Here is a 20,335-nt window from a genome sequence, read left to right on the forward strand (position 1 = left end):
CACTTTTCAAGAATACAGTTCAAAAGGGTGCGACGTCCTTGGCTTACGATCTGCAACTCAAAAACGTTGGCAAAGTCTATGACAACGGCACGCCCGCCGTCATCGACTTTAATCTGGACGTCGAGAAGGGTGAGTTCATCGCTTTTCTGGGCCCGTCCGGGTGCGGAAAGTCGACAACGCTGCGCATGATCTCGGGGTTTGAAAGCGTGACCACGGGCGATTTGCTGATCCGAGGGCAGCGGGTCAATGATCAGCCGCCGGAAAAGCGCCCAACCTCGATGATCTTCCAGAACTACGCGCTGTTCCCGCATATGAATGTGCGCCAGAACGTCCGGTTCGGGCTTGAGGTCAAGGGTCTTCCTCGGGATGAGGCCGACCGCAAGGTGGATGGTATTCTGGACAAGCTGGGCTTGCTCGATATCTCGGAAATGCCGACCGGCCGGTTGTCTGGCGGTCAGCGGCAGCGGATCGCGCTGGCGCGTTCGCTGGTGGTTGAGCCCGATATTCTGTTGCTGGATGAACCGCTTGGCGCGTTGGACGCCAACCTGCGCAAAAGCATTCAGAACGAGCTGAAGCTGCTGCAGCGGGAACTTGGCATTACCTTCGTGTTCGTCACCCACGCCCAGTCCGAGGCGCTGGCGCTGTCGGACCGCATCATCGTGATGAACGCGGGCAGGATCGAACAGATCAGTCCACCGCGAGAGCTGTACACCCGACCGCAAAGCGCGTTCGTCGCCCGGTTCATCGGGTCGAACACCATCATTCCCGGCACCGTTGTTACGACTGCGGGCCAGACGATTACCCTCGACACGCCCTTCGGTGCGATTTCCGGGACCAACCGGATCGACATCGCGCATACCAAAGGTGAAAGGATGAGTATCGTCCTGCCCGCCGAAGCCGTTGAGCTGATCCCGGGAGAAACCGATGAAAGCGAGCTGCGCGGCAGGTTCGGCTCGAACGTCATCCCTTGCAAGATCGAACGGCTGCAAGTCATCGGCCACATCATGCAAATGCTGGTCCGGCTGGAAAACGGCGACACCATCAATACCGAAGGGCATGTCGACAAATACCGTGGGCGCCTGACCGTCGGTGCCCCCGCTTACGTCGCCTGGCTGCCCGGCGGCGCAACGATGATTGCGTGACGGGGGCCGGATGAGATGACCAACCAGACCATCACGCATATGGCAGCCGATCTGCAGGCAGGCCGAACGGACCCGGTTGAACTGGCCGAGGGTGTGTTTGACAGGATCAAGGGCCACAATGACCCGGCCTTGTTCATCGACCTGCTGAAAGACCGCGCCATGGCCGAGGCCGAAGCCGCGCACCTGCGATGGCGCGCAGGCATCCCCGCCAGCCCGGTCGACGGGGTGCCGACCGCCTGGAAGGACCTGTTCGACCTCAAGGGTCGCGTGACCACAGCCGGGTCTGTTGTTCTGAAACCCAACCGTCCCGCTGCAACCGATGCACCCATCGTGGCGCAGGCGGCCAGGGCTGGAATGACCTCGGTGGGAACGGTCAACATGACCGAATTCGCCTATTCCGGTATCGGTCTGAATCCGCATTACGGCACCCCGCGCAATATCCATGCGGCCAAGGATGCGCCGCGCAGCCCGGGTGGTTCATCCTCGGGGTCCGGGGCCGTTGTGGCGGCGGGCATTGTGCCCATGTCCATGGGATCGGACACGGGCGGGTCGGTGCGCATTCCGGCCTCGTTCAACGGCGTCGTCGGGTACAAACCCTCGATGGGGCGCTATCCGATGGCGGGCGTGTTCCCGCTGGCGCAGTCGCTTGACACCATCGGCCCGCTTGCCAACAGCGTTGCTGATTGCGTTCTGATCGACGCGGTTCTGCGGGGATTGTCCCAACCGCAAATCGAACCGGCAGAGATTGCCAAGTTGAGTTTCGTCATCCCCGATCAGGTGATGTTTGAGGACGCAAGCCCCGATGTTCTGCGCAACTTCGACGCCACCGTCACGCGGTTGGAACGCAGCGGCGCGCGCGTGTCCCGTATCTCGATGCCGCAGTTGCAGGACGTGCTGGATTTGATGGCGCAGCACGGGTTTCTGGCTGGTGCCGAAGCCCTGGCCATCCATCAGGATCGGGTCAACGGCCCCGAAGCCGCACAGATGGATGCCCGTGTCGTTCGGCGGGTCCTGCAGGCCGCTTCGATGAGCGCGGTTGATCTGGTCATCCTGCAACAGGCGCGCACCCGGCTGATGGCGGACACCGCAGCCCTGATCGGCGACAGTGTGGTGCTGTGCCCGACCACCGCCACCACCGCGATGGAGATCGCCCCGCTTGAAGCCGATCAGGACGTGTTCTTCGACCATAACGGTCTGACACTGCGCAACACATCGCTGGGCAATTTTCTGGATTGGCCCGGCGTATCGATCCCCAACGGAAAAGACCGGAACGCTATGCCGACCGGCCTCCTGCTTTCCGCACCCCATGGCCGGGACCGCGCGGTGCTGGCGGCGGCGCTGGCGACCGAGGACATCATACGCGGCTGATCCATCCGAAGAACTCAGAAACCTTGAATGCACAGAGGAGAAACATCATGACAAAGAAAATTCTATGCGCCTTTGGGACGGACATCGACTCCGTCGCCGGCCAGATCGGCTCATATGGCGGTGGAGATTCTCCGAACGATATTCAGCGCGGCATTTTCGCGACCGAGGTCGGTATCCCGCGCCTTCTGCGTCTGTTCAAGAAATACGAGATGCGCACCTCTTTCTTCATTCCCGGCCATTCGCTGGAGACCTTTCCCAAGGAAATGGACATGATCGTCGAGGCCGGTCATGAAATCGGCGCGCACGGATATCTGCATGAAAACCCGGTGGCGATGACCCCGACCCAGGAAGAGGACGTGCTGGTCAAATCCATCGAACTGATCAAGGGTCTGACCGGCGAGGCCCCCAGGGGCTACGTTGCGCCCTGGTGGGAGATGTCCAACGTCACTGCCGCCTTGCTGGGCAAGTATGGCTTTTCCTACGACCACAGCCAAAGCTACCGCGACTTCCAGCCGTTTTATGCCCGTGTGGGCGACGAATGGAACGTGATCGACTATTCCAAAACCGCGGGCGAGTGGATGCATCCGCTGAAACACGGCAAGGAAATCGACCTCGTGGATATCGGTGCCAACTGGTATGTGGATGACCTGCCGCCGATGATGTTCATCAAGAACGCCCCCAACAGCCACGGTTTCGTCAATCCGCGCGATATTGAAGAGCTTTGGAGGGACCAGTTCGACTGGGTCTATCGCGAGATGGACTATGGCATCTTCCCCATCACCATTCACCCCGATGTTGCAGGGCGCCCGCAGGTGCTGCTGATGCTGGAACGTCTGATTGACTATATCAACGGTCATTCCGGCGTCGAATGGGTGGATTTCAACACCATCGCCGATGATTTCCGCGCCCGCTATCCGTTCGACAGCGACAAACGCCCCGAGGTCATCTGATCTTCCCCAGCCAGAGGGGTGACGCCCCTTTGGCACACCCCCTTCAGGAGGATATGCGATGTGCAGCGCCTGTGGCTTCCCGACCAGACCGGGCCATTGGACAGACGCCGGAGCAAACACCGCCGGTGACAGGTTGCAGCTGAAATTTCGCCGCGCCCGAATTCTGAACAAGATTCTGAACAGCTATGGTCTTGCGGTCCATGACGACGGGCGGACACCCGGCATCCAGTTACGGTCTTTCACCGGACGCACGGTGATCGTGCCCGACCTCGAAGCGGTATGGTCCGAGGCCGAAGCCCAGACCGGAACCGCGCTTGATCCGCTGGACGCCAGATTCCTGCGCGCGGCGGCCTGAATGCCCGGGCAGGATGCACCCACCGACACCCGTCTGCGGTTGACCATTCTGGGCGGTTATCTAGGGTCGGGCAAAACCACCTGGCTGCGCCATCAACTGTATGAGGGGCGGTTTGGTCGGGCTCATATCCTGGTCAATGAAGCGGCGGAAACCCCGGTGGACGATACGCTTTTGCAACAGCATGCCTCTGGGCTGACACTGCTGGCCGGGGGCTGCGCCTGTTGCGCTGGGCAGGGCGATCTGCTTGGTGCCTTGCGCCAGATTTGCAACGAACGCAGCCAGACGGACTCCGGTAAAGCCCGCCTGGAACACATCGTTCTGGAAACCAGCGGGCTGGCCGATCCGGCGGCCATCGCAACGGCGATTCAGGCCGATCCGATGCTGGTGTATCATATCTTGCTGGACGAAATCATCGTGCTGGCGGATTCGGTCAACATCATCCAGCAACTCGGGACCGAGCGTCTGGGGCGGGCGCAGATCGAAGCTGCGGACCGGATCATTCTGACAAAGGTGGATGCCCAATTGCCCAGCGCGTTCAGCGCCGTTCATGCGACCTTGAAACGGTTGAACCCCGGGGCCGCAATCTCTGCCGCGATCCGGGGCGGGGCGGCCAAGTCCGAACCCGATCCCACTGCGGCCCCGATCGATATTCCCGCACTGGCCGAGCTGTCCCGGCTGCCCGCCATCGAGCCCACGCGCCTGAAGATCGACGCATCCGTGGACTGGGCCGCATTTTCGGTCTGGCTTTCGGCGCTTTTGCATGCCCGTGGCCATGACATCGTCAGGGTGAAGGGCGTGTTTGACACATCGGTGGGCTTTCTGTTGCTGCAAGGTGTGCGCAATTCGGTTCAGGCGCCCGAGATTCTGCCCCCCTCTGCAACCCGGCGGGCCAATGAAATCGTGTTCATTGGCCGCAACTTCGCGAAAGAGGATCTTGGCAAATCCCTCAGCTATTTTTCCCTGAGCGGGGGATGATATCTTAGCCCAGATGGGTTCGAATTTGGCGTAGCCTGTCTTTTCGCGCGCGGCGCGCGGTCAGGGCTTGGTCCATATCAACCTGTCTGAATTTCACCGGCGTATGCGGCTGCAATTGTCCGATCAGGTCCATATCTGCCGATATGATGGCACCCAGCGTGAAATACCCACCGCCCGACACCGCATCACGATGCAGCACAATCGGCTCTAACCCGCCCGGCACCTGAATCGAGCCGTAGGAGTAACACCCGTCAACGATATTCGACGGGTCGGCCCCCGCGCCAAAAGGCTGTTCCCGGTCGACAAATTCCAGCGGGCTGCCGCCTTTGAAGCGATAGCCCATGCGATCCGCCTCGGGCGCGACGGACCAGTCATCGGCGAAAAATCCCTGCTGTGCCTTTTCGGTCAGCCGGTGCCAGTATAGCCCCGGCAGGACCCGCAATTCCGCAGGCGTGCCCGGCCCGCGACGCAGGCTTTCGGGGACCGAGTATCCCGGTTCAATCGCATCGGCGTCGCCGACGGGGATCATATCTCCGGCCTGAATGGCGCGCCCCTCAATGCCGCCCAAAGCACCAATCGGATAGGTCGAGCGGCTACCAAGTGCGGGCGGCGTATCTATTCCGCCGCTGATCGCGATATAGGCACGCGCGCCGGACTTGAGGAAATCAAAGCTGAGCGTCTGGCCCTTTTTGACAGGGAACGCCGTCCATATCGGTTGCGGGTCCCCGTCGACCTTGGGCGGTAGATCGGCCCCCGTGACGGCGACCAGAGCATCCTGCATGAATTCGATCTCGGGGCCCATGAACACCACCTCGAACCCGGCTGCGCCTTCGGGATTTCCGACAAGCATGTTGGCACAGCGCAACGCGAACCGGTCCATTGCCCCGCCGATGGGAATTCCAAGATGAAAATAGCCGGGGCGCCCCAGATCCTGAATCGAGGTCGACAAGCCCGGAGAGAGTATCTTAAGCGTCATTGAGGGCCTCCATCAGCTTGGCATTGGTGCCGGTCATGTCGGCGTTGAATGCATCGAGGTCGAAATCGACCTCGGCAATGCGCGGCGCGTAGGTGCCTGCTTCGACCTCGGTCAGGATGCGGTCATATTCAGCCCGGTCGATAGGTTTCCATTTGACGATGTCGCCGGGTTTGAAAAACACCATGAAGTCGCGCAGATAGCTGACCTGCTGGGTCGGGTCGAAGATGGTCATCGGCGTGATCCCGAACATCTGATACCCACCCGCCCCGCGCACGGAATAGATGCACGAGAAGCACCCGCCATAGCCAACCGTCTGTTTGGGCGTATCGGTGCGCGGGCGCAGGTATTTGGGCACTTGCAGCTGTTTGTCCCGCGCGACCAGTTGATACAGAAACGGCAGACCGGCCACAAATCCCACCATCGACACGAACCACGGCTGCGCGTGATGCGCCTCGATAAACGCCTCGGCGCTGTCATAGCCGTTGATCCGCGCGGCATAGTCCAGATCGGTGCCGTCGGGGTCCTGATGACGTTCACGGAACCGCATCAGGGTCTCATGCGTCCACGGGTCCTGATAATAGACCGGAATTTCGATGATCCGCGTTTTCAGACGTTTGTCGGCATCTTCGGCCTTGTGTTCAAGGTTCCTGATCCGCTCCATCATCTGATCGGGGCTGATCACGTCAGGGTCGAACTTGACCTGAAACGACGCGTTGGCGGGGCATATTTCGGTCACCCCGTCGATGCCTGCGTCACGGACGGCGTTGCTCATCGACAGGGACTTGAAGAAAGCGTCCAGCGACATTTCATCATCCATTTCAACATAGATGTGTTCATCGCCACCGTAGGTGTATCGTGTCTTCACGGTGCGTCTCCTTGGTTATGGCGTCGCGCTGAGGTTGCCCGCGTCCAGCCAGGGTTCCAGCCATTGGGTGTGGATGTCATCGGCCAGCACATGGGCATCTGCGGCCAGCGCCTGATGCAGGGGAATGGTGGTCTTCAGCCCCGCCAGCGACAGATCATCCAGCGCGGTGGCCAGTTTCGCGATGGCGGCAGCGCGCGTCGGGGCATGGACGATCAGTTTGCCCAGCAGCGAGTCGTAAAAGGGTGGAATCTGATACCCTTCGTAGAGAAAGTGATCGAACCGAACGCCGTCACCTGTGGGCAGTTGCATCTGACCGACCTGACCGGGAAAGGGCATGAACTGCAGCGCCGGGTCTTCGGCATTGATGCGCACTTCGATCGCATGCCCGCTGCGCGTGATGTCATCCTGCGTGACCGAGAGCGTCTCACCCCCCGACACTCGGATCATTTCCTGCACCAGATCCAGACCTGTGATCATCTCGGTCACCGGGTGTTCGACCTGAATGCGGGTGTTCATTTCGATAAAGAAGAACTCATTCGTGGCACTGTCATACAGGTATTCCAGCGTGCCCGCCCCGACATAGTTCACCGACCGGGCCAGAGCTACGGCTGATGCACACAGCCTTTCGCGGGTTGCATCATCCAGACAGACCGCACCGGCCTCTTCCCACACTTTCTGGCGGCGGCGCTGCATCGAGCATTCGCGCTCAAAGCAATGGACCGCGTTTGTGCCATCGCCCAGAATCTGAACCTCGATATGGCGCGGCGATGCAATGGCGCGTTCCAGATACAGCCCGCCATCCCCAAAGGCGCCTTGCGCCTCGGCCTGCGCCTGCGGGGCCATTTGCGCCAGCTCTTCGGCAGAATGGGCAATGCGGATACCCTTGCCGCCGCCCCCGGCCGAAGCCTTGATCATCACCGGATACCCGATCTCGGCTGCTGTCGCCAAAGCGTCCTCGGGCGTTTCCACCCGACCTTGAGAGCCCGGAACAACGGGCACCCCCGCCGCCTGCGCCGCCTGACGGGCCGAGACCTTGTCGCCCATCCGGTCAATCGTGTCGGCAGATGGCCCGACAAAACGCATGCCCGCTGCCTCAACCGCACGAACGAAATTGGCGTTCTCGGCCAGAAAACCATACCCGGGATGAACGGCGTCGGCATTGCAATCGCGGGCCGCTTGCACCAACGCCTCGATATTCAGATAGGATTGTGATGCTTGCGCAGGGCCGACACAGACCGCCTCATCCGCCATGCGCACCGCCAGCATCTCGGCGTCAGCTTCGGAATGGGCCTGTATCGTGTGGATGCCCATTCCTTGCGCCGCGCGGATGATCCGAACGGCGATCTCGCCCCGGTTGGCAATGAACAAACGCTTGATGGGCATGGGCTCAGCCGTCCAGTTGCGCCAATGTCTGACCGGCTGTTACGGCGGCTTCGTTTTCCACCGAATACCCGGCGAAGGTTCCGGCGACGTCGGATTTGATCTCGATGAAGGTTTTCATGACCTCAACCAGCCCGATCACATCCCCAACGGCCACAGCATCGCCCTTGACCTTGTAGACCGGCGCGTCGGGTGTTGCTTGCGTATAGAATGTTCCGGGCACGGGCGATTGTATCTCTGCCATCCGTTGTCTCCTGTGCATGTCGATTACAGCGTCGCCGCGATTTCACCGGCGGTCGCGATCTGAATTCCGTTGTCCGTCAGGCCCTTGCGAATGGCGCGCCCCATCTCAAGCGCGCCGGGGGTGTCCGAATGAAAGCAGATCGATTCAAACGCGATCTCCAGCTCGTCCCCTTCCACAGTGGTAACTTTGCCGGTCTTGCAGGCCTTGACGCATTTCTCGGCGACCTGCGCTGGATCGGGGCGCCCGACCTGCCGGGCAAACACAATCGAGCCAGAGTTGTCATAATCCCGGTCGGCGAAAAATTCGCGGATCACGGGGTGGCCCACGCGTTTTGCAGCAGAGTATGTTTTGGACATCCCCATGCAAAACAGCAGGGCATCGGGGCTGATGACCTGCAACGTGTCAACCAGCGCCTGAGACAAGTCCTCATTTACCGCCGCTTCCATGTAAAGCGCGCCGTGCAGTTTCACATGCTGCAGCGGCACGCCGTGGCGCCGCCCGAATTCGCGGATTGCCCCGACCTGATAGACCACATCGTTGATCAATTCAGCCGGGTTCATGTTGATGTAGCGGCGACCAAACCCCCTGAGGTCGAGATATCCGGGATGCGCCCCAAGACCCACACCATGGGTCTGTGCCAGCTTCGCCATCCGGTCCATGGAATTCGGATCGCCTGCATGGAACCCGGCCGCGATATTGGCAGAGCTGATGACGTCCATGATCTTGTCCTCGGGTGCATCACCCAGCACCCAATGGCCAAACCCTTCGCCCATATCGCAGTTCAGATCGACGATCGTCCGCATGCGCCAAGCCCTCTGTTTCAAACCGCAGGGCAATCATTGGCATTTCTTAGAAAATTGATATTTCTTTTTTTTGCTCATGTATTATCACAAAAACAGATGATGATTGCACGGGTGCCGGGGCCATGAATTTCAAACACTTGAAGTATTTCGTTGCCACGGCTGAAACCGGACAGGTCAGCCGGGCGGCAAAGCTTTTGTCGATCTCACAATCCGCCGTCACCAGTGCCATTCGCGAGCTTGAGGCCATTCTTGGCGCAACGCTTTTCGCCCGTCGCGCGCAGGGTATGGAGATGACTGAGGCCGGGCAGCAATTCCTGCACTCTGCACGGGACATTCTTGAACGGCTTGACGCGGCACGCGTGTTGGATCAGCGGGATTCCAACATGTCGGGGGTGATCAGGATGGCGGCGACCTACACGGTTATCGGCTATTTTCTACCCTACCATCTGGGCCGCCTGACCCAGCTTTATCCGGGGCTGGACATTCAGATCGTCGAACTGAATCGCCAAAGCATCGAACAGCAACTGCAGTCCGGTCAAATCGACATGGCGGTGGCGCTGACCTCGAACATTCAGAACCCGATGATCGAGACGGTGACTTTGCTCAATTCGCAACGCAGGCTTTGGGTGCCTGCGGGTCATCCGCTGGGTAATCAGGATCGGGTCGCATTGCAGGATATCGCGCAAGAGCCGTATGTCATGCTGACAGTGGACGAGGCGGCGCATACCAGCATGAAATACTGGAATGCGCATAACTGCGCGCCTGACATAAAGCTGCGCACCTCATCGGTCGAGGCGGTCCGCTCCATGGTTGCGAACGGCCATGGCGTGACGATCCTGTCGGACATGGTGTATCGCCCCTGGTCGCTTGAGGGTCGGCGGATCGAAACCGTCCAGACCACTGTCGCCATCCCGACCATGGATGTCGGCATGGCGTTTCGCAAACAGGCGCATTTGTCAGACGCGACGCGGGTGCTGCGGGATTACTTCACCAATTCATTCCTGTTGCCCAAGCCCGCATTCTGACGCCGCTTGCAGTCTGTCGCTTTTCTTGCAACCAATGCTGGCAATGATTGTTGGCCTCGGGCTTGTCGCGCCCTTCTTCGTCTATATTCTGGCAGGCGTTGTCGCCGAGAAACTGCTCAGGCATTCTGCCGAGGGGCAGAAATGGCTGGACGCGTTCGTGTTTTACATCGCCCTCCCGGCCTTGCTGTTTCAATCGGTTCGTACGCTTCCGGACGGGACCTCTGACATTGTCGGCTTTCTGATCCTCACCACGATGGCGACTGGGCTTATGTTCCTGTTCGGATGGGGCGTCGGTCGTTTTGCCAAATCCGGTGATCACGCTGCCGTCTACGGCCTGTCCGCCAGTTACTCCAATATCGGCTACATGGGCCCGACATTGACCGTTGCCGTCCTGGGTCCCACGGCAGGTGCCCCGGCGGCCTTTATCTTTTGCGCGGATGTCTTGCTGATCTTCTCGATCTGGCCCGCCATGATCCGCGCCGAAGGGTTTTCGGTTCGGGGGCTAGTTGGGTCCTTGGGGAAGGTCATTCAGCACCCGTTCATTCTGGCCACTTTGGCCGGGCTTGTGTTTGCCGCCAGTGGCTTGACCATGCCCGACTTTATCAACACGCCGCTGGACGGCTTTCGTAACGCCGCAGCCCCTGCGGCATTGTTCTCGCTGGGTCTGACCCTGTCCCGTCGCACGGCAAACCATCTTGAGATACCGCTGAGCGTGTGTCTTGTCGGGAAGCTTGTGCTGCACCCGTTGCTTGTGGCTGGCCTGTTCGTGATCTTTGGCGGGTTTGATCCCATCTGGATTGCCACGGCGATCATAATGGGCGGCCTTCCACCGGCAGCCAATGTCTACGTAATGGCCCGGGCCGAAGGCATCAGCACGGAATTGGCTGCACGCGCCGTGTTTTTCGGAACAGCTTTGTCTGCTGTGACCTTACCCGTCATCATCGCCATTCTGGGGTGATGACTATTTACTGAATAACACAGTTTTGGGGCCAATCCCGGCCGCTGATGGATCGGATTTCAGAGGCATCAATCCACGCCGGGCGCCCGGATTTTGCAGCTGCATTCACAAGGTGTAAATCGGCGCAATGCCTTTAGATGTCGGGTGAAATTTCAAGCGCGGGGAACGTCTGAAAGGTGGTCATGCATTGGGCGCTGACCACCTTTCACACGCGTCTGATTGATCGGGCCGTTCATGCGTTTCACCCGCCCATCGGGTCCAGGGCTGGGGTTCGCCATTGTGGCCAAAAGCAAGCTGATTCCAGACGCAGTGAGGGGGTTGGCCTGACCCGGATGCGATGCTTGAAACGGGTCGGCGCTGTCAAAAACTTCGCAACAAAGTCTTGCAATGCTTCCAGTTTGAGACTTCACTTTAACAACAATGTGGCGCAATCGGCGACAAAGTCGTCGTTTTTACCGCTTTGACGCCGAATTGAAAACGTCATCATCTGACGATTAAGAAAGAATATTACAACAAGGAGACGGAAGTGGCACAAAAATTATCCGCAAAAATGGTTCTTCTTGCTGCGGTTGCAATAGTCGGACTGACGCCCACCCCCTCAAGCGCGCATTCCGATCTGACCCTCGTCAACTTTGGAGGCAGCGCAGCGCGGGCGCAGATGCTGGCGCTGCTGCGGCCGTGGGAGAAAGAAACCGGCTCGTACGCGACGATGGAGGAATATAACGGCGGTGCCGCCGGTATTGCCGAGATACGCCGTCAGGTCGAAGCAGCCAATGTCACCTGGGATGTGGTTGATATGGAATATTCCGACCTGATCCAGGCCTGTGACGAAGGGTTGCTGGAAAAGATCGATATGGGTAGCCTGCCAGCCGCCGGTGATGGCACCGCCGCCAGTGACGATTTCCGCGACGGCGCGCTGCATGAATGCGGTGTCGGCAATCTGATCTGGTCGACCGTCTATGCCTTTAACGGAGACCAATTCGCCTTTCCGCCCTCGACAATTGCGGATTTCTTTAACACCGAAAGTTTCCCGGGCAAACGCGGCGTCCGCCGCGATCCGCGCGGCATACTCGAATGGGCACTGATCGCCGATGGTGTCGCAACCGCACAGGTTTATGAGGTGCTGGGCACGCCCGACGGGCTGGATCGCGCTTTCGACAAGCTGGCCAGCATCCGGTCAGAGATCGTCTGGTGGGAACGTGGCCCTCAGCCCGCCCAACTTCTGGAGGACGAAGCGGTTTCGATGAGCATGGCCTGGAACGGACGTCTGTTCCGCCCGATCGTCGAGGAGGGGCGCGACATTCGCATCGTATGGGACGGTCAGATCTGGGAATATGATCTTTTCGCCATTCCCAAGGGCGCGCGCAATCTGGAAGCCGCAAAGGATTTCATTCGCTACGCGACCAGCACCGACAAGCTGGCCGAATGGACCACTTACATCTCTTACGGGCCCGCGCGCAAATCCTCTGCGGCAAAGGTCTCGCCCGAGATGGAGCCGCTGCTGCCCACGAGCGAAGCCAATCTTGGCAACGCCCTGCGCTTTGATTCCGGTTGGTGGGCCGAGAATATCGACCGTATCCGACCCCGTTTTGATCGCCTGACCTCGCCCGACTTCGGGACCGAGGGTGCACAAAGCGGTCGTTTCTGACGCCAAAATCGGAGAAGATTATGCAAGGACCAAAAATCGATAAAACCATCTTCTGGACGGCGCTGGTTGTCATCGTCTGTTTCTCGGTGCCGCTGGTGCTGTTCCCGGCAGAGGGCAAGGCCGTGCTGGGCAAGGCTCTGTCCTGGTCGACCAAGACACTGGGCTGGGCCTATTTGTGGTTCACCATCGGCGCGTTCGGCATCCTGCTGTATTTCGCCTTTGGCCGGTTCGGCAATGTGCGTTTCGGTGGCCCGGATGCCCGGCCCGAGTTTTCGCTGCCCAGTTGGGTGGCCATGCTGTTCTGCGCCGGTATCGGTGCCAGCGTGATGTACTGGGGCACGATCGAGTGGGCGTATTACTACTCTGGCCCGCCGTTCGGCATCGAGGCAAAAAGTCAGGAAGCCACGGAATGGGCGGCCATGTACGGGCTGTTCCATTGGGGCTTTACGGCCTGGGCGGTCTATTGCATTCCGACCCTGCCGCTGGCCTATCTGTATTGGAACAAGGGCCAGTCGGTTTTGCGTCTGTCCTCGGCCTGCGAAGGCGTGATTGGCCGCAAACATGCCAATGGCACGCTGGGCAAGATGATCGACGTGCTGTTCATGTTTGGCCTGATCGGCGGCGTTGGTACCTCGCTTGGTCTGGGCACACCGATGCTGTCGGCGGGTCTGGCCGAGCTGTTCAATGTCGAACGCAGCTTTACCCTTGATCTGATCGTCATCGCGATCTGGTCGGCGATCTTCGGGTTCTCGGTCTATTCCGGCCTTGAAAAAGGCATCAAGGTCCTGTCCGACATCAACTTGTGGCTGATCCTGTTCGTGCTGGGCTTTTCGTTCCTGTTCGGCCCGACGATCTTCATGCTGGATACGTTCACCAATTCGATCGGGCTGCTGGTGCAGAACTTCATCGAGATGAGCTTTTATGTCGATCCGATCACCAAGGGGCAGAATTTCATTACGGCCGCGGAAGAGGGCAAATCCTATCTGGATGCAGGCGGCACCTTCCCGGAATGGTGGACCATCTTCTACTGGGCCTGGTGGATTGCCTATGCACCCTTCATGGGATTGTTCGTGGCGCGTATCTCGCGCGGGCGCACGATCCGCGAACTGATCACGGTCGAGATCCTTGGCGGGTCGCTGGGATGCTGGATCTTCTTTGCGGTGCTTGGAAACAGCTCGATGTTTTTCCAGTTGGAGGGCGCGCTGGACCTCAGCCAGATGGTCAGCGACGGGCAGGCACCTGAAGCCATCGTTGCCACGATCAAAGAACTGGGCGGACGCACCATTCCCTTTGCGGTCCCGCTGCTGATCGTGTTCGTGGTGCTGGCTTTCATCTTCGGGGCCACCACGCTGGACAGTTCGGCCTATACGCTGGCGACGGTTGCGACCGAAGACACAGGCCAGGCGGTCGAGCCCGCGCGATGGCACCGGTTCTTCTGGGCCATCGCGCTGGCGGCGGTGTCACTGTCGCTGATGTTCGCGGGCGGCAAGGACAGTCTCAGCGCGCTTCAGGCGGCGTCGGTTGTCGTGGCGCTGCCCTTGATGGTGGTGCTGGTGATGATGACCATGTCACTGATAAAATGGCTGAAAGAGGACTATCCGACCGAAGAGCTGGAAAGCCGCAGCGATGTGCGGATACCGGTTTCATCAACCAAAGCAACGCCGGGAGAGTAAACAATGTCGCAACGAATCTCGTCACCTTTCGGCACGGTCATGCTGTCGGAAAGCCATCATGAAAATGTGTTGGAAAGGGTGTTCGGCGAAGACATCCCCGAAGGCCCCGCGCGCAATCCGCGGGTGCCAGCGGTGGATGTCTACGAAACCGCCGAAGCCTATATCCTGCTGATGGACCTGCCCGGCGTGCGCAAGGATGACATCGACGTCAAGTATTCGGACGGAACTCTGTCGATCAGCGCCGAAGCCAAGGGTCTGCAACGGGACGATGGCCACTGGATCATGCATGAACGCCGGGTTGGCCGCTATGTGCGAGGCGTAAATCTGGGCCGTTCGGTTGATCCGTCGAGCATTTCGGCAGAATTTACCGACGGCATTCTGGAGCTGACGATACGGAAACCGTCAGGCGAAGCCACCGAGGCGGTCGATATCGCCATCGGTTGATTTCGCCTGGTGGCTCGCCAAATCCGAAGCTGGGGCGTCACAATAAAGGATAGCCATCCTGGATTGCACAGGGCCTTGAAGATCGCCTGAGGGGCGAGGCTTTGGACAGCCAACAGCCCAGATGAGGTGTGATGTGGCAAAGGATCAAAACGACGGTCTTGTCCGGCAAGACCGTCGTTCAGGCGACTATTGCGGCTTGTACGCGGTCACGTCGATTTCGATCTTTGCGTCCACCATCAATTGGGATCGCACGGTCGAGCGTGCGGGCCCGCCGTTTGGAAAGTAGCTGGCATAGACGCGGTTGAAGGTCCAGAAATCACGCGGGTCATCCAGCCAGACGCTCACCTTTGCGACGTCGTCCAATGTGCAGCCCGCTTTTTCAAGAACGGCGATGACGTTTTCCATGGTTCGCTTGGTTTGTGCCTCGATCCCGCCGGGTTCGATTTCACCGTTTTCCTTCATGGCCACCTGACCGGAGACGAACACAAAGTCTCCGGCACGCACTGCGGGTGAGAATGGAAGGGCTTGACCGCCTGCGCCGGTACGATCTGCGCCGATACGTTCAATGGTCATGTGGATCTCCTGTTTGTTCCAGATGGGTTCGGGTTTGAGAAAGCGTGGGGATTGGGGCGACGGCGCCAAAGCCGCAGGTCGACAATGCCGCTGCGGCATTGGCCCAGCGGGCTGCGTTGCAGGCGGGCAATCCGCGCAGCAGAGCGGCCAGAAATGCACCGTTGAAACAGTCGCCCGCGCCGGTTGCGTCTTTTGTTTTGACCGGCACAGGCCCGAGTGTCTGACATATCGATCCGTCCGAGATCATGACACCTGCCGCCCCCAAGGTCAGCGCGACGACCGAAGCCCCGAGATCATGATAGAAACTCACGATATCTTCGGGGTTTGCCAGCCCGGTCAGTTGGTACGCATCATCATAGCCCGGTAGCGCGATGTCACAGCTACGCATGACGGCATGGATCGCGTCCCGCGCCTGATCCAATGGCCAGAGGGCGGTACGCAGATTGGGGTCAAAGGCGCATAGACCGCCAGCCTGTTTCACGATGCGAAACCCTTGCAGCACGGCGTCGCGCACATTTGTGCCAATGGCCAGGCTGATGCCGGAGGCGTAGAACATTTTAGCCGATGTCAGCGCATCTTTCGGAAGATCACCCACGGAATACCGGCTGGCGGCCGACCCCCGGCGGCGATAGGTAAAGTGATGGCCTTGCGCATCATGGGTGACGAAATACAGGCCCGTTTCCTCGGTCGTGGATATGTGGACATGTTCATCGGCGACGCCTTCATCGCGCCAAAGCCTGCGCAGATCGTCGCCGAATCGATCCTGACCGACACGGGTCAACATGGCCGCATTTACACCTTGCCGCGCGGCGGCAATCGCGACGTTTGAAACATCCCCGCCAAATCCCAGAAGGAACCGCCCGTCCGGTTGCTGATTGAACTCGACAAGGGGTTCTCCGAGGCAAAACAGATCAGTCATTGTTGCCCCTTCGGGTCGTGGTGGTGGGCGTGTAAACTGGGATCATACGGCGTTTTCCCGAAGATGCTGGAGGCCGCGAAACAAAGCCGTGGTTGTGCAGGTTTCTGCGGACACCGTGTTTGCCGGACAGCCAACAAGCTGCAACGCGGTTTCATAAAGCTGTGCCAATTGCCCATCCGCAATCAGGGTAACCGGCAAGCGATCGGGATTGGCAGCCAGGATTTCCTGCCCGATCAGGTAGCCTGACAGAAACCAGGTGCTTTCCGATGGGGTGATCATATCGGTCAGAACACGGCTTCTTGTCTGGAACAAACCGTTCAGCAATGGCACATCCTCGACAGCATGCACGCCTGATACAAAGGCTGACAGGTTTAGGTCGCTGTCCTCGGTCAACTGACCGAAAATGGCGTGTTCGCGCGTGATCGCAAACAGCTCACCCGTGACATAGGTGTGGAACCCCATAAGCGTTCCATGGTCAATGCGCGCCCATTTCGAATGCGTCCCGGGCATGCAGAACAACCCGTCGTGCCCAAGGGCAACAGCGCCGCAAATCTGGGTCTCTTCACCGCGCATCACGTCCGGCATCGGGCTTTTCAGGGATGCACCGGGCAGAATGAACAAGCGCCTCACTCCCGTCGCCACAGGGCGCGAAAGCAGATGATCTGTGTTCACCGGGCAGTCTGCATAGGGTGCCTCAAAAAGCCCGCCTTTCGCACCAATCATGCCGCAGGCCAGAATTGCCGCGTCTTGCGGCAGCCCCAAAGGATCAATCAGCCTGTCGACGCTTTCGGCAAATCCCTGAGCCTGAGCAGCCTTCAATCCGATATCCAATCGGCTGGAGTTCAGGATGGTGCCCGTGTCATCAAAGCTCCATGCCCGCGCGTTGCTGGACCCCCAGTCAATACCGGCGCCAATCGTGTTGCTCACCAGACCTGCCCCCGCGCAACAACGGGTGTGGGGCCAATTGCTTTGTCACCCCGGACCAGTTCCACATGATCCAGCATATTCGACACGACACAGGCGTGGTTGGGCACGATCCGAAGCCTGTCGCCGACCGAGAGGTTGATCGCCCCGGCACTTCGAATCCGGCCATGTTCCTCGCTTAGCTGATCGACGGTCAGATCGTCGCGATCCAGCACATGGCCATACCCATCCAGCCCAATCAGATCCGAAGTCAGAACCTTCGAGCCCGCGTCGATCACCGCGTGATGGTCCGACGGGACCGAAACCACCGTCACCAGAACCGTCAGCGCGCAATCGGTCCAACCGCAGGTGCCGCGCGCAACCAGCGAGCGGTCATTATAGACATAGGTGCCGATCCGGTATTCCGTCGCCAGCGGCATTTCATGCGCTGTCCACATGTCGGGCGATCCGCCCGACGAAATGGTGTCAACGGTCATCCCGTTGCCCTCGATCAGCGTTTTTGCGTTTTGCAGCCAGTCCAGCACTTCGGGCGCGCGGCCAGAAGGCGGATAGGTCATCAGCCCGGCGAACCGCAGCCCCGGCAGGGCGTCGATCTCAGCTGCGAGGTCCTGCGCCTGTTCCGGGTTTGCCACGCCGCACCGATCTGCCCCTGTGTTGCATTCGACCAGAACCGGCAGGGGATCGGGGGCATCCGCAAATGCCCGACTCAGCCCGCGCGCCACCTCGCTGTTATCCGCAACGACGCGCAGGTTTACGCGGTCGGCCAGGGCGCGCAGCCTTTTGGTCTTTGCCTCGCCCAGAATGTTGTAAGTGATCAGTATGTCGGAAATGCCGTCAGCAATCATGGCCTCGGCCTCGGAAATCTTCTGACAGGTGATCCCGATGGCACCTTTGCCGATCTGATACTGCGCCACACCGGGAAGCTTGTGGGTTTTGATATGCGGGCGCAGCGCCAGCCCGTGTTGATCGCAATAGGCCTGAAACCTGTCTATGTTGGCCTCGGCCACGTCCAGATCGACGATCACCGAAGGTGTATCAAGTTCCGGAAAGCGGGTGTTATGCATGTCTTTCCTCCTGTATGGGGTTCGCCCCAGCGCGAAGGGGCATCAACGTTCGACAACAGGCTTTTCGCCGCGCCCGGGCCAGATCGCCGCCCGGTGCTGCAAAGGAGGTGAGAGGCGTATCGCCGGTCATATCCGGGCTCCGTTCTCGTCAAAGAGATGGATGTCTTTCGGGTGGAACGTCACGGTGGCGTCGGTTCCGATTTCGTCTTTCCGGTGTCCCTGTTTGCGAATTCTCAGCAGCGATGGCCCGCCGAAGTCGAGCGTCTGGATCGCGTCCGCGCCAGTGAACTCTGACTGGATGATCCGACCCGAGATCGCGTTGCCCTCGGCCCTGTCATACTGCCCATCGGTGGGGCGCAGGCCGATGGTCAACGGGCGTCCGGCTGGCCCGGCATCGGCTTGGGTTCTCAGGGTCACTTTGCCAACCTGCACGGAGTTCCCGCCTGCGGAGTGCGCAGTCAGAAAGTTCATCCGGGGATGGCCGATAAAACCTGCGACGAACAGGTTCGCGGGCCTTTGAAACACTTCTTCCGGGGTGCCCGACTGCTGAACCTTGCCTTCGTTCATCACGACAATTCTTGAGGCCATGGTCATGGCTTCTAGCTGATCATGCGTGACATAGATCGTGGCCTTGCCAAGACGGCGATGCAGCGCGATCAGTTGCTGGCGCATCGTATCCCGAAGCTGCGCATCAAGGTTCGACAGAGGTTCATCCATCAAAAACACCGCCGGATCGCGCACGATGGCCCGCGCAAGGGCAACTCGCTGGCGTTGCCCGCCCGAAAGCGCATCCGGGTATTTGTCCAGTTGTGAGGTGATTTCGACTATATCCGCGGCTTCGCGAACGCGTTGTTCTGTCTCTGCCTTTGACGGCCTGCTCGCGCGTCGGGTCAGCAGCGGATAGGCAATGTTTTCAAATACAGATTTGTGCGGGTACAGCGCGTAATTCTGGAACACCATGGCCACATCGCGATTGCGCGGCAGGGTATAGTTCACCATCTTGCCGTTGACGTGAATCTCGCCCGAGCTTGGGGCCTCGATACCCGAAACCATCTTGAGAATGGTGCTTTTGCCACAGCCCGAAGGCCCAAGCAGGACCAAAAACTCGCCCGGCTGCACAGACAGTTCGAAGTTCTCAACGACATCGAAACTGCCGTAGGATTTGCTGACCTGCTCGAAATGGATTGCGTGGTTTGTCATCGGTTAACCTTTGATCGCCCCCGACATGTTCTGGGACAGGAAGTATTTCTGAAGCGCGAGGAATAGCAGCGTGATCGGAATGGTCGCCAAAAGCGACGCGGCAGAGATCAGCCCCCAATCGACCACAAAGTTCGACTTCAGGCTGGAAATCCCCACCGTAAGCACCTGCTTTTTGTCGGATTGGATCGCCACAAGCGGCCATAGAAAGCTGGTGTATTGCAGCATGAAGGTGAAAATCGCATGCACCACCAGCCCGGGGCGGATCAGCGGCAGCGTCATCTGGGAAAACACCTGCCATTCGCTTGCCCCATCAAGGCGCGCCGAATGGTCCAGATCTGCGGGCAGGGATACGATGAAGCTGCGCAGCATCAAAATCCCCAGCGGATTGGTCAGCGCCGGAAGGATCAGCGCCCAATAGCTGTTCAGCAGGCCCATGGACCGGATGATGAAAAACAGCGGCACCACCAGCGCCGCAACCGGCACCGCAACTGCCAGCAAAAGTGCGACGCTGATCAGGTTCTTTCCAAAGAACTCCAACTTGGCGAGCGCGAAAGCTGCCATCGCATCAATGATGAGCTTGAGCAGGGTTATGGCGATACCGATAAAGAGTGTATTCAGCGTCCACCGCGCGAAATTTGTTTCGCCAAAAAGCTTCTGGAAGTTGCCCCAATAGATCGAGGCCGGAATCCAGTCTGGCGGATAGGTGAACAATGAGTTCGTTTCCTTGATCGACGTCGACAGGATGTAGAGAAACGGCGTCAGGGACACGATCGAGGCAAAGCACAAAACGACATAGGCCGTCAGCATCATCGCGCCTGTAGGTTGCAGCGACGCGATTGGACGGTTTGT

Annotated in this window: 21 protein-coding genes; 10 read left to right on the forward strand and 11 right to left on the reverse strand. The window is 59.3% G+C overall.

The window, feature by feature from the left end:
- Window positions 1-38: 38 nt before the first annotated feature.
- From MPJ51_RS02945 to MPJ51_RS02965, 5 genes are all read left to right on the forward strand, one after another.
- Window positions 39-1,142, forward strand: coding sequence for an ABC transporter ATP-binding protein (locus tag MPJ51_RS02945; RefSeq protein ID WP_298381542.1), 1,104 nt, complete (start codon window positions 39-41; stop codon window positions 1,140-1,142).
- 15 nt (window positions 1,143-1,157) lie between these two features.
- Window positions 1,158-2,510, forward strand: a complete 1,353-nt coding sequence (locus tag MPJ51_RS02950; RefSeq protein WP_298381544.1) for an amidase — start codon at window positions 1,158-1,160, stop codon at window positions 2,508-2,510.
- Window positions 2,511-2,557: 47 nt separating this feature from the next.
- On the forward strand, window positions 2,558-3,460 hold the full coding sequence (locus MPJ51_RS02955; RefSeq protein WP_298381546.1) for a polysaccharide deacetylase: 903 nt from the start codon (window positions 2,558-2,560) through the stop codon (window positions 3,458-3,460).
- Window positions 3,461-3,593: 133 nt separating this feature from the next.
- Window positions 3,594-3,815, forward strand: coding sequence for a hypothetical protein (locus MPJ51_RS02960; protein WP_298381548.1), 222 nt, complete (start codon window positions 3,594-3,596; stop codon window positions 3,813-3,815).
- On the forward strand, window positions 3,816-4,790 hold the full coding sequence (locus MPJ51_RS02965) for a CobW family GTP-binding protein (RefSeq protein WP_298381550.1): 975 nt from the start codon (window positions 3,816-3,818) through the stop codon (window positions 4,788-4,790). It abuts the gene before it with no gap.
- Window positions 4,791-4,794: 4 nt separating this feature from the next.
- Here MPJ51_RS02965 and MPJ51_RS02970 read toward each other — a convergent pair whose 3' ends face one another.
- Genes MPJ51_RS02970 through MPJ51_RS02990 form a run of 5 tightly spaced genes read right to left on the reverse strand, consistent with a single transcriptional unit; the run spans window position 4,795 to window position 9,058 of the window.
- Complete coding sequence (locus MPJ51_RS02970; protein ID WP_298381552.1) at window positions 4,795-5,766, reverse strand: biotin-dependent carboxyltransferase family protein; 972 nt, start codon at window positions 5,764-5,766, stop codon at window positions 4,795-4,797.
- Entirely contained in the window at window positions 5,756-6,631 is an 876-nt protein-coding gene (locus tag MPJ51_RS02975; RefSeq protein ID WP_298381554.1) for an allophanate hydrolase subunit 1, read from the reverse strand. Before MPJ51_RS02975 ends, MPJ51_RS02970 begins: the two co-directional genes overlap by 11 nt.
- Window positions 6,632-6,646: 15 nt before the next feature.
- Window positions 6,647-8,014: an acetyl-CoA carboxylase biotin carboxylase subunit gene (locus MPJ51_RS02980; protein ID WP_298381556.1), complete on the reverse strand. Its 1,368-nt coding sequence runs from the start codon at window positions 8,012-8,014 to the stop codon at window positions 6,647-6,649.
- A 4-nt stretch (window positions 8,015-8,018) separates the two neighbouring features.
- Entirely contained in the window at window positions 8,019-8,255 is a 237-nt protein-coding gene (locus tag MPJ51_RS02985) for an acetyl-CoA carboxylase (RefSeq protein ID WP_298381559.1), read from the reverse strand.
- 23 nt (window positions 8,256-8,278) lie between these two features.
- The gene (locus tag MPJ51_RS02990; protein WP_298381561.1) at window positions 8,279-9,058 is read right to left on the reverse strand and encodes a 5-oxoprolinase subunit PxpA; all 780 of its coding nucleotides are present in this window, start codon (window positions 9,056-9,058) and stop codon (window positions 8,279-8,281) included.
- Window positions 9,059-9,180: 122 nt separating this feature from the next.
- On the opposite strand from MPJ51_RS02990, the gene MPJ51_RS02995 reads away from it, so the two are divergent.
- From MPJ51_RS02995 to MPJ51_RS03015, 5 genes are all read left to right on the forward strand, one after another.
- Window positions 9,181-10,083 (forward strand): LysR substrate-binding domain-containing protein, encoded by a 903-nt coding sequence (locus MPJ51_RS02995; protein ID WP_298381563.1) that lies wholly within the window; start codon window positions 9,181-9,183, stop codon window positions 10,081-10,083.
- A gap of 43 nt (window positions 10,084-10,126) precedes the next feature.
- A complete protein-coding gene (locus MPJ51_RS03000) occupies window positions 10,127-11,041 on the forward strand; it encodes an AEC family transporter (protein ID WP_298381565.1) in 915 nt (304 codons plus the stop codon).
- 526 nt (window positions 11,042-11,567) lie between these two features.
- Window positions 11,568-12,689 carry an ABC transporter substrate-binding protein gene (locus MPJ51_RS03005; RefSeq protein WP_298381567.1) on the forward strand — a complete coding sequence of 374 codons (1,122 nt, stop codon included), beginning with the start codon at window positions 11,568-11,570 and terminating at the stop codon, window positions 12,687-12,689.
- Window positions 12,690-12,709: 20 nt separating this feature from the next.
- Window positions 12,710-14,362, forward strand: a complete 1,653-nt coding sequence (locus MPJ51_RS03010; protein WP_298381569.1) for a BCCT family transporter — start codon at window positions 12,710-12,712, stop codon at window positions 14,360-14,362.
- A 3-nt stretch (window positions 14,363-14,365) separates the two neighbouring features.
- Window positions 14,366-14,806: an Hsp20/alpha crystallin family protein gene (locus tag MPJ51_RS03015; protein ID WP_298381571.1), complete on the forward strand. Its 441-nt coding sequence runs from the start codon at window positions 14,366-14,368 to the stop codon at window positions 14,804-14,806.
- A gap of 186 nt (window positions 14,807-14,992) precedes the next feature.
- Here MPJ51_RS03015 and MPJ51_RS03020 read toward each other — a convergent pair whose 3' ends face one another.
- The 6 genes from MPJ51_RS03020 to MPJ51_RS03045 form a co-directional block, all read right to left on the reverse strand.
- A complete protein-coding gene (locus tag MPJ51_RS03020) occupies window positions 14,993-15,379 on the reverse strand; it encodes a RidA family protein (RefSeq protein ID WP_298381573.1) in 387 nt (128 codons plus the stop codon).
- Entirely contained in the window at window positions 15,369-16,298 is a 930-nt protein-coding gene (locus MPJ51_RS03025) for a sugar kinase (RefSeq protein ID WP_298381575.1), read from the reverse strand. Before MPJ51_RS03025 ends, MPJ51_RS03020 begins: the two co-directional genes overlap by 11 nt.
- Window positions 16,299-16,340: 42 nt before the next feature.
- A complete protein-coding gene (locus MPJ51_RS03030) occupies window positions 16,341-17,225 on the reverse strand; it encodes a 2-dehydro-3-deoxygalactonokinase (protein WP_298381578.1) in 885 nt (294 codons plus the stop codon).
- Entirely contained in the window at window positions 17,222-18,286 is a 1,065-nt protein-coding gene (locus tag MPJ51_RS03035) for an alanine racemase (RefSeq protein WP_298381580.1), read from the reverse strand. Before MPJ51_RS03035 ends, MPJ51_RS03030 begins: the two co-directional genes overlap by 4 nt.
- A gap of 126 nt (window positions 18,287-18,412) precedes the next feature.
- Complete coding sequence (locus tag MPJ51_RS03040; RefSeq protein ID WP_298381582.1) at window positions 18,413-19,486, reverse strand: ABC transporter ATP-binding protein; 1,074 nt, start codon at window positions 19,484-19,486, stop codon at window positions 18,413-18,415.
- A 3-nt stretch (window positions 19,487-19,489) separates the two neighbouring features.
- The gene (locus MPJ51_RS03045; RefSeq protein WP_298381584.1) at window positions 19,490-20,293 is read right to left on the reverse strand and encodes a carbohydrate ABC transporter permease; all 804 of its coding nucleotides are present in this window, start codon (window positions 20,291-20,293) and stop codon (window positions 19,490-19,492) included.
- Window positions 20,294-20,335 lie beyond the last annotated feature (42 nt).

It is taken from the genome of Ruegeria sp. (genome assembly GCF_028066395.1).
In the GTDB taxonomy this organism is placed as follows: domain Bacteria; phylum Pseudomonadota; class Alphaproteobacteria; order Rhodobacterales; family Rhodobacteraceae; genus Ruegeria.

Bases quoted from the DNA above. Each gene is read 5' to 3' on its own strand.
- MPJ51_RS02950 (WP_298381544.1), top strand. From the start codon at position 1,158: ATGACCAACCAGACCATCACGCATATGGCAGCCGATCTGCAGGCAGGC.
- MPJ51_RS02955 (WP_298381546.1), top strand. From the start codon at position 2,558: ATGACAAAGAAAATTCTATGCGCCTTTGGGACGGACATCGACTCCGTC.
- MPJ51_RS02965 (WP_298381550.1), top strand. From the start codon at position 3,816: ATGCCCGGGCAGGATGCACCCACCGACACCCGTCTGCGGTTGACCATT.
- MPJ51_RS02970 (WP_298381552.1), bottom strand. From the start codon at position 5,766: ATGACGCTTAAGATACTCTCTCCGGGCTTGTCGACCTCGATTCAGGAT.
- MPJ51_RS02980 (WP_298381556.1), bottom strand. From the start codon at position 8,014: ATGCCCATCAAGCGTTTGTTCATTGCCAACCGGGGCGAGATCGCCGTT.
- MPJ51_RS02985 (WP_298381559.1), bottom strand. From the start codon at position 8,255: ATGGCAGAGATACAATCGCCCGTGCCCGGAACATTCTATACGCAAGCA.
- MPJ51_RS02990 (WP_298381561.1), bottom strand. From the start codon at position 9,058: ATGCGGACGATCGTCGATCTGAACTGCGATATGGGCGAAGGGTTTGGC.
- MPJ51_RS02995 (WP_298381563.1), top strand. From the start codon at position 9,181: ATGAATTTCAAACACTTGAAGTATTTCGTTGCCACGGCTGAAACCGGA.
- MPJ51_RS03000 (WP_298381565.1), top strand. From the start codon at position 10,127: ATGATTGTTGGCCTCGGGCTTGTCGCGCCCTTCTTCGTCTATATTCTG.
- MPJ51_RS03010 (WP_298381569.1), top strand. From the start codon at position 12,710: ATGCAAGGACCAAAAATCGATAAAACCATCTTCTGGACGGCGCTGGTT.
- MPJ51_RS03015 (WP_298381571.1), top strand. From the start codon at position 14,366: ATGTCGCAACGAATCTCGTCACCTTTCGGCACGGTCATGCTGTCGGAA.
- MPJ51_RS03020 (WP_298381573.1), bottom strand. From the start codon at position 15,379: ATGACCATTGAACGTATCGGCGCAGATCGTACCGGCGCAGGCGGTCAA.
- MPJ51_RS03025 (WP_298381575.1), bottom strand. From the start codon at position 16,298: ATGACTGATCTGTTTTGCCTCGGAGAACCCCTTGTCGAGTTCAATCAG.
- MPJ51_RS03035 (WP_298381580.1), bottom strand. From the start codon at position 18,286: ATGCATAACACCCGCTTTCCGGAACTTGATACACCTTCGGTGATCGTC.
- MPJ51_RS03040 (WP_298381582.1), bottom strand. From the start codon at position 19,486: ATGACAAACCACGCAATCCATTTCGAGCAGGTCAGCAAATCCTACGGC.
- MPJ51_RS03045 (WP_298381584.1), bottom strand. From the start codon at position 20,293: ATGCTGACGGCCTATGTCGTTTTGTGCTTTGCCTCGATCGTGTCCCTG.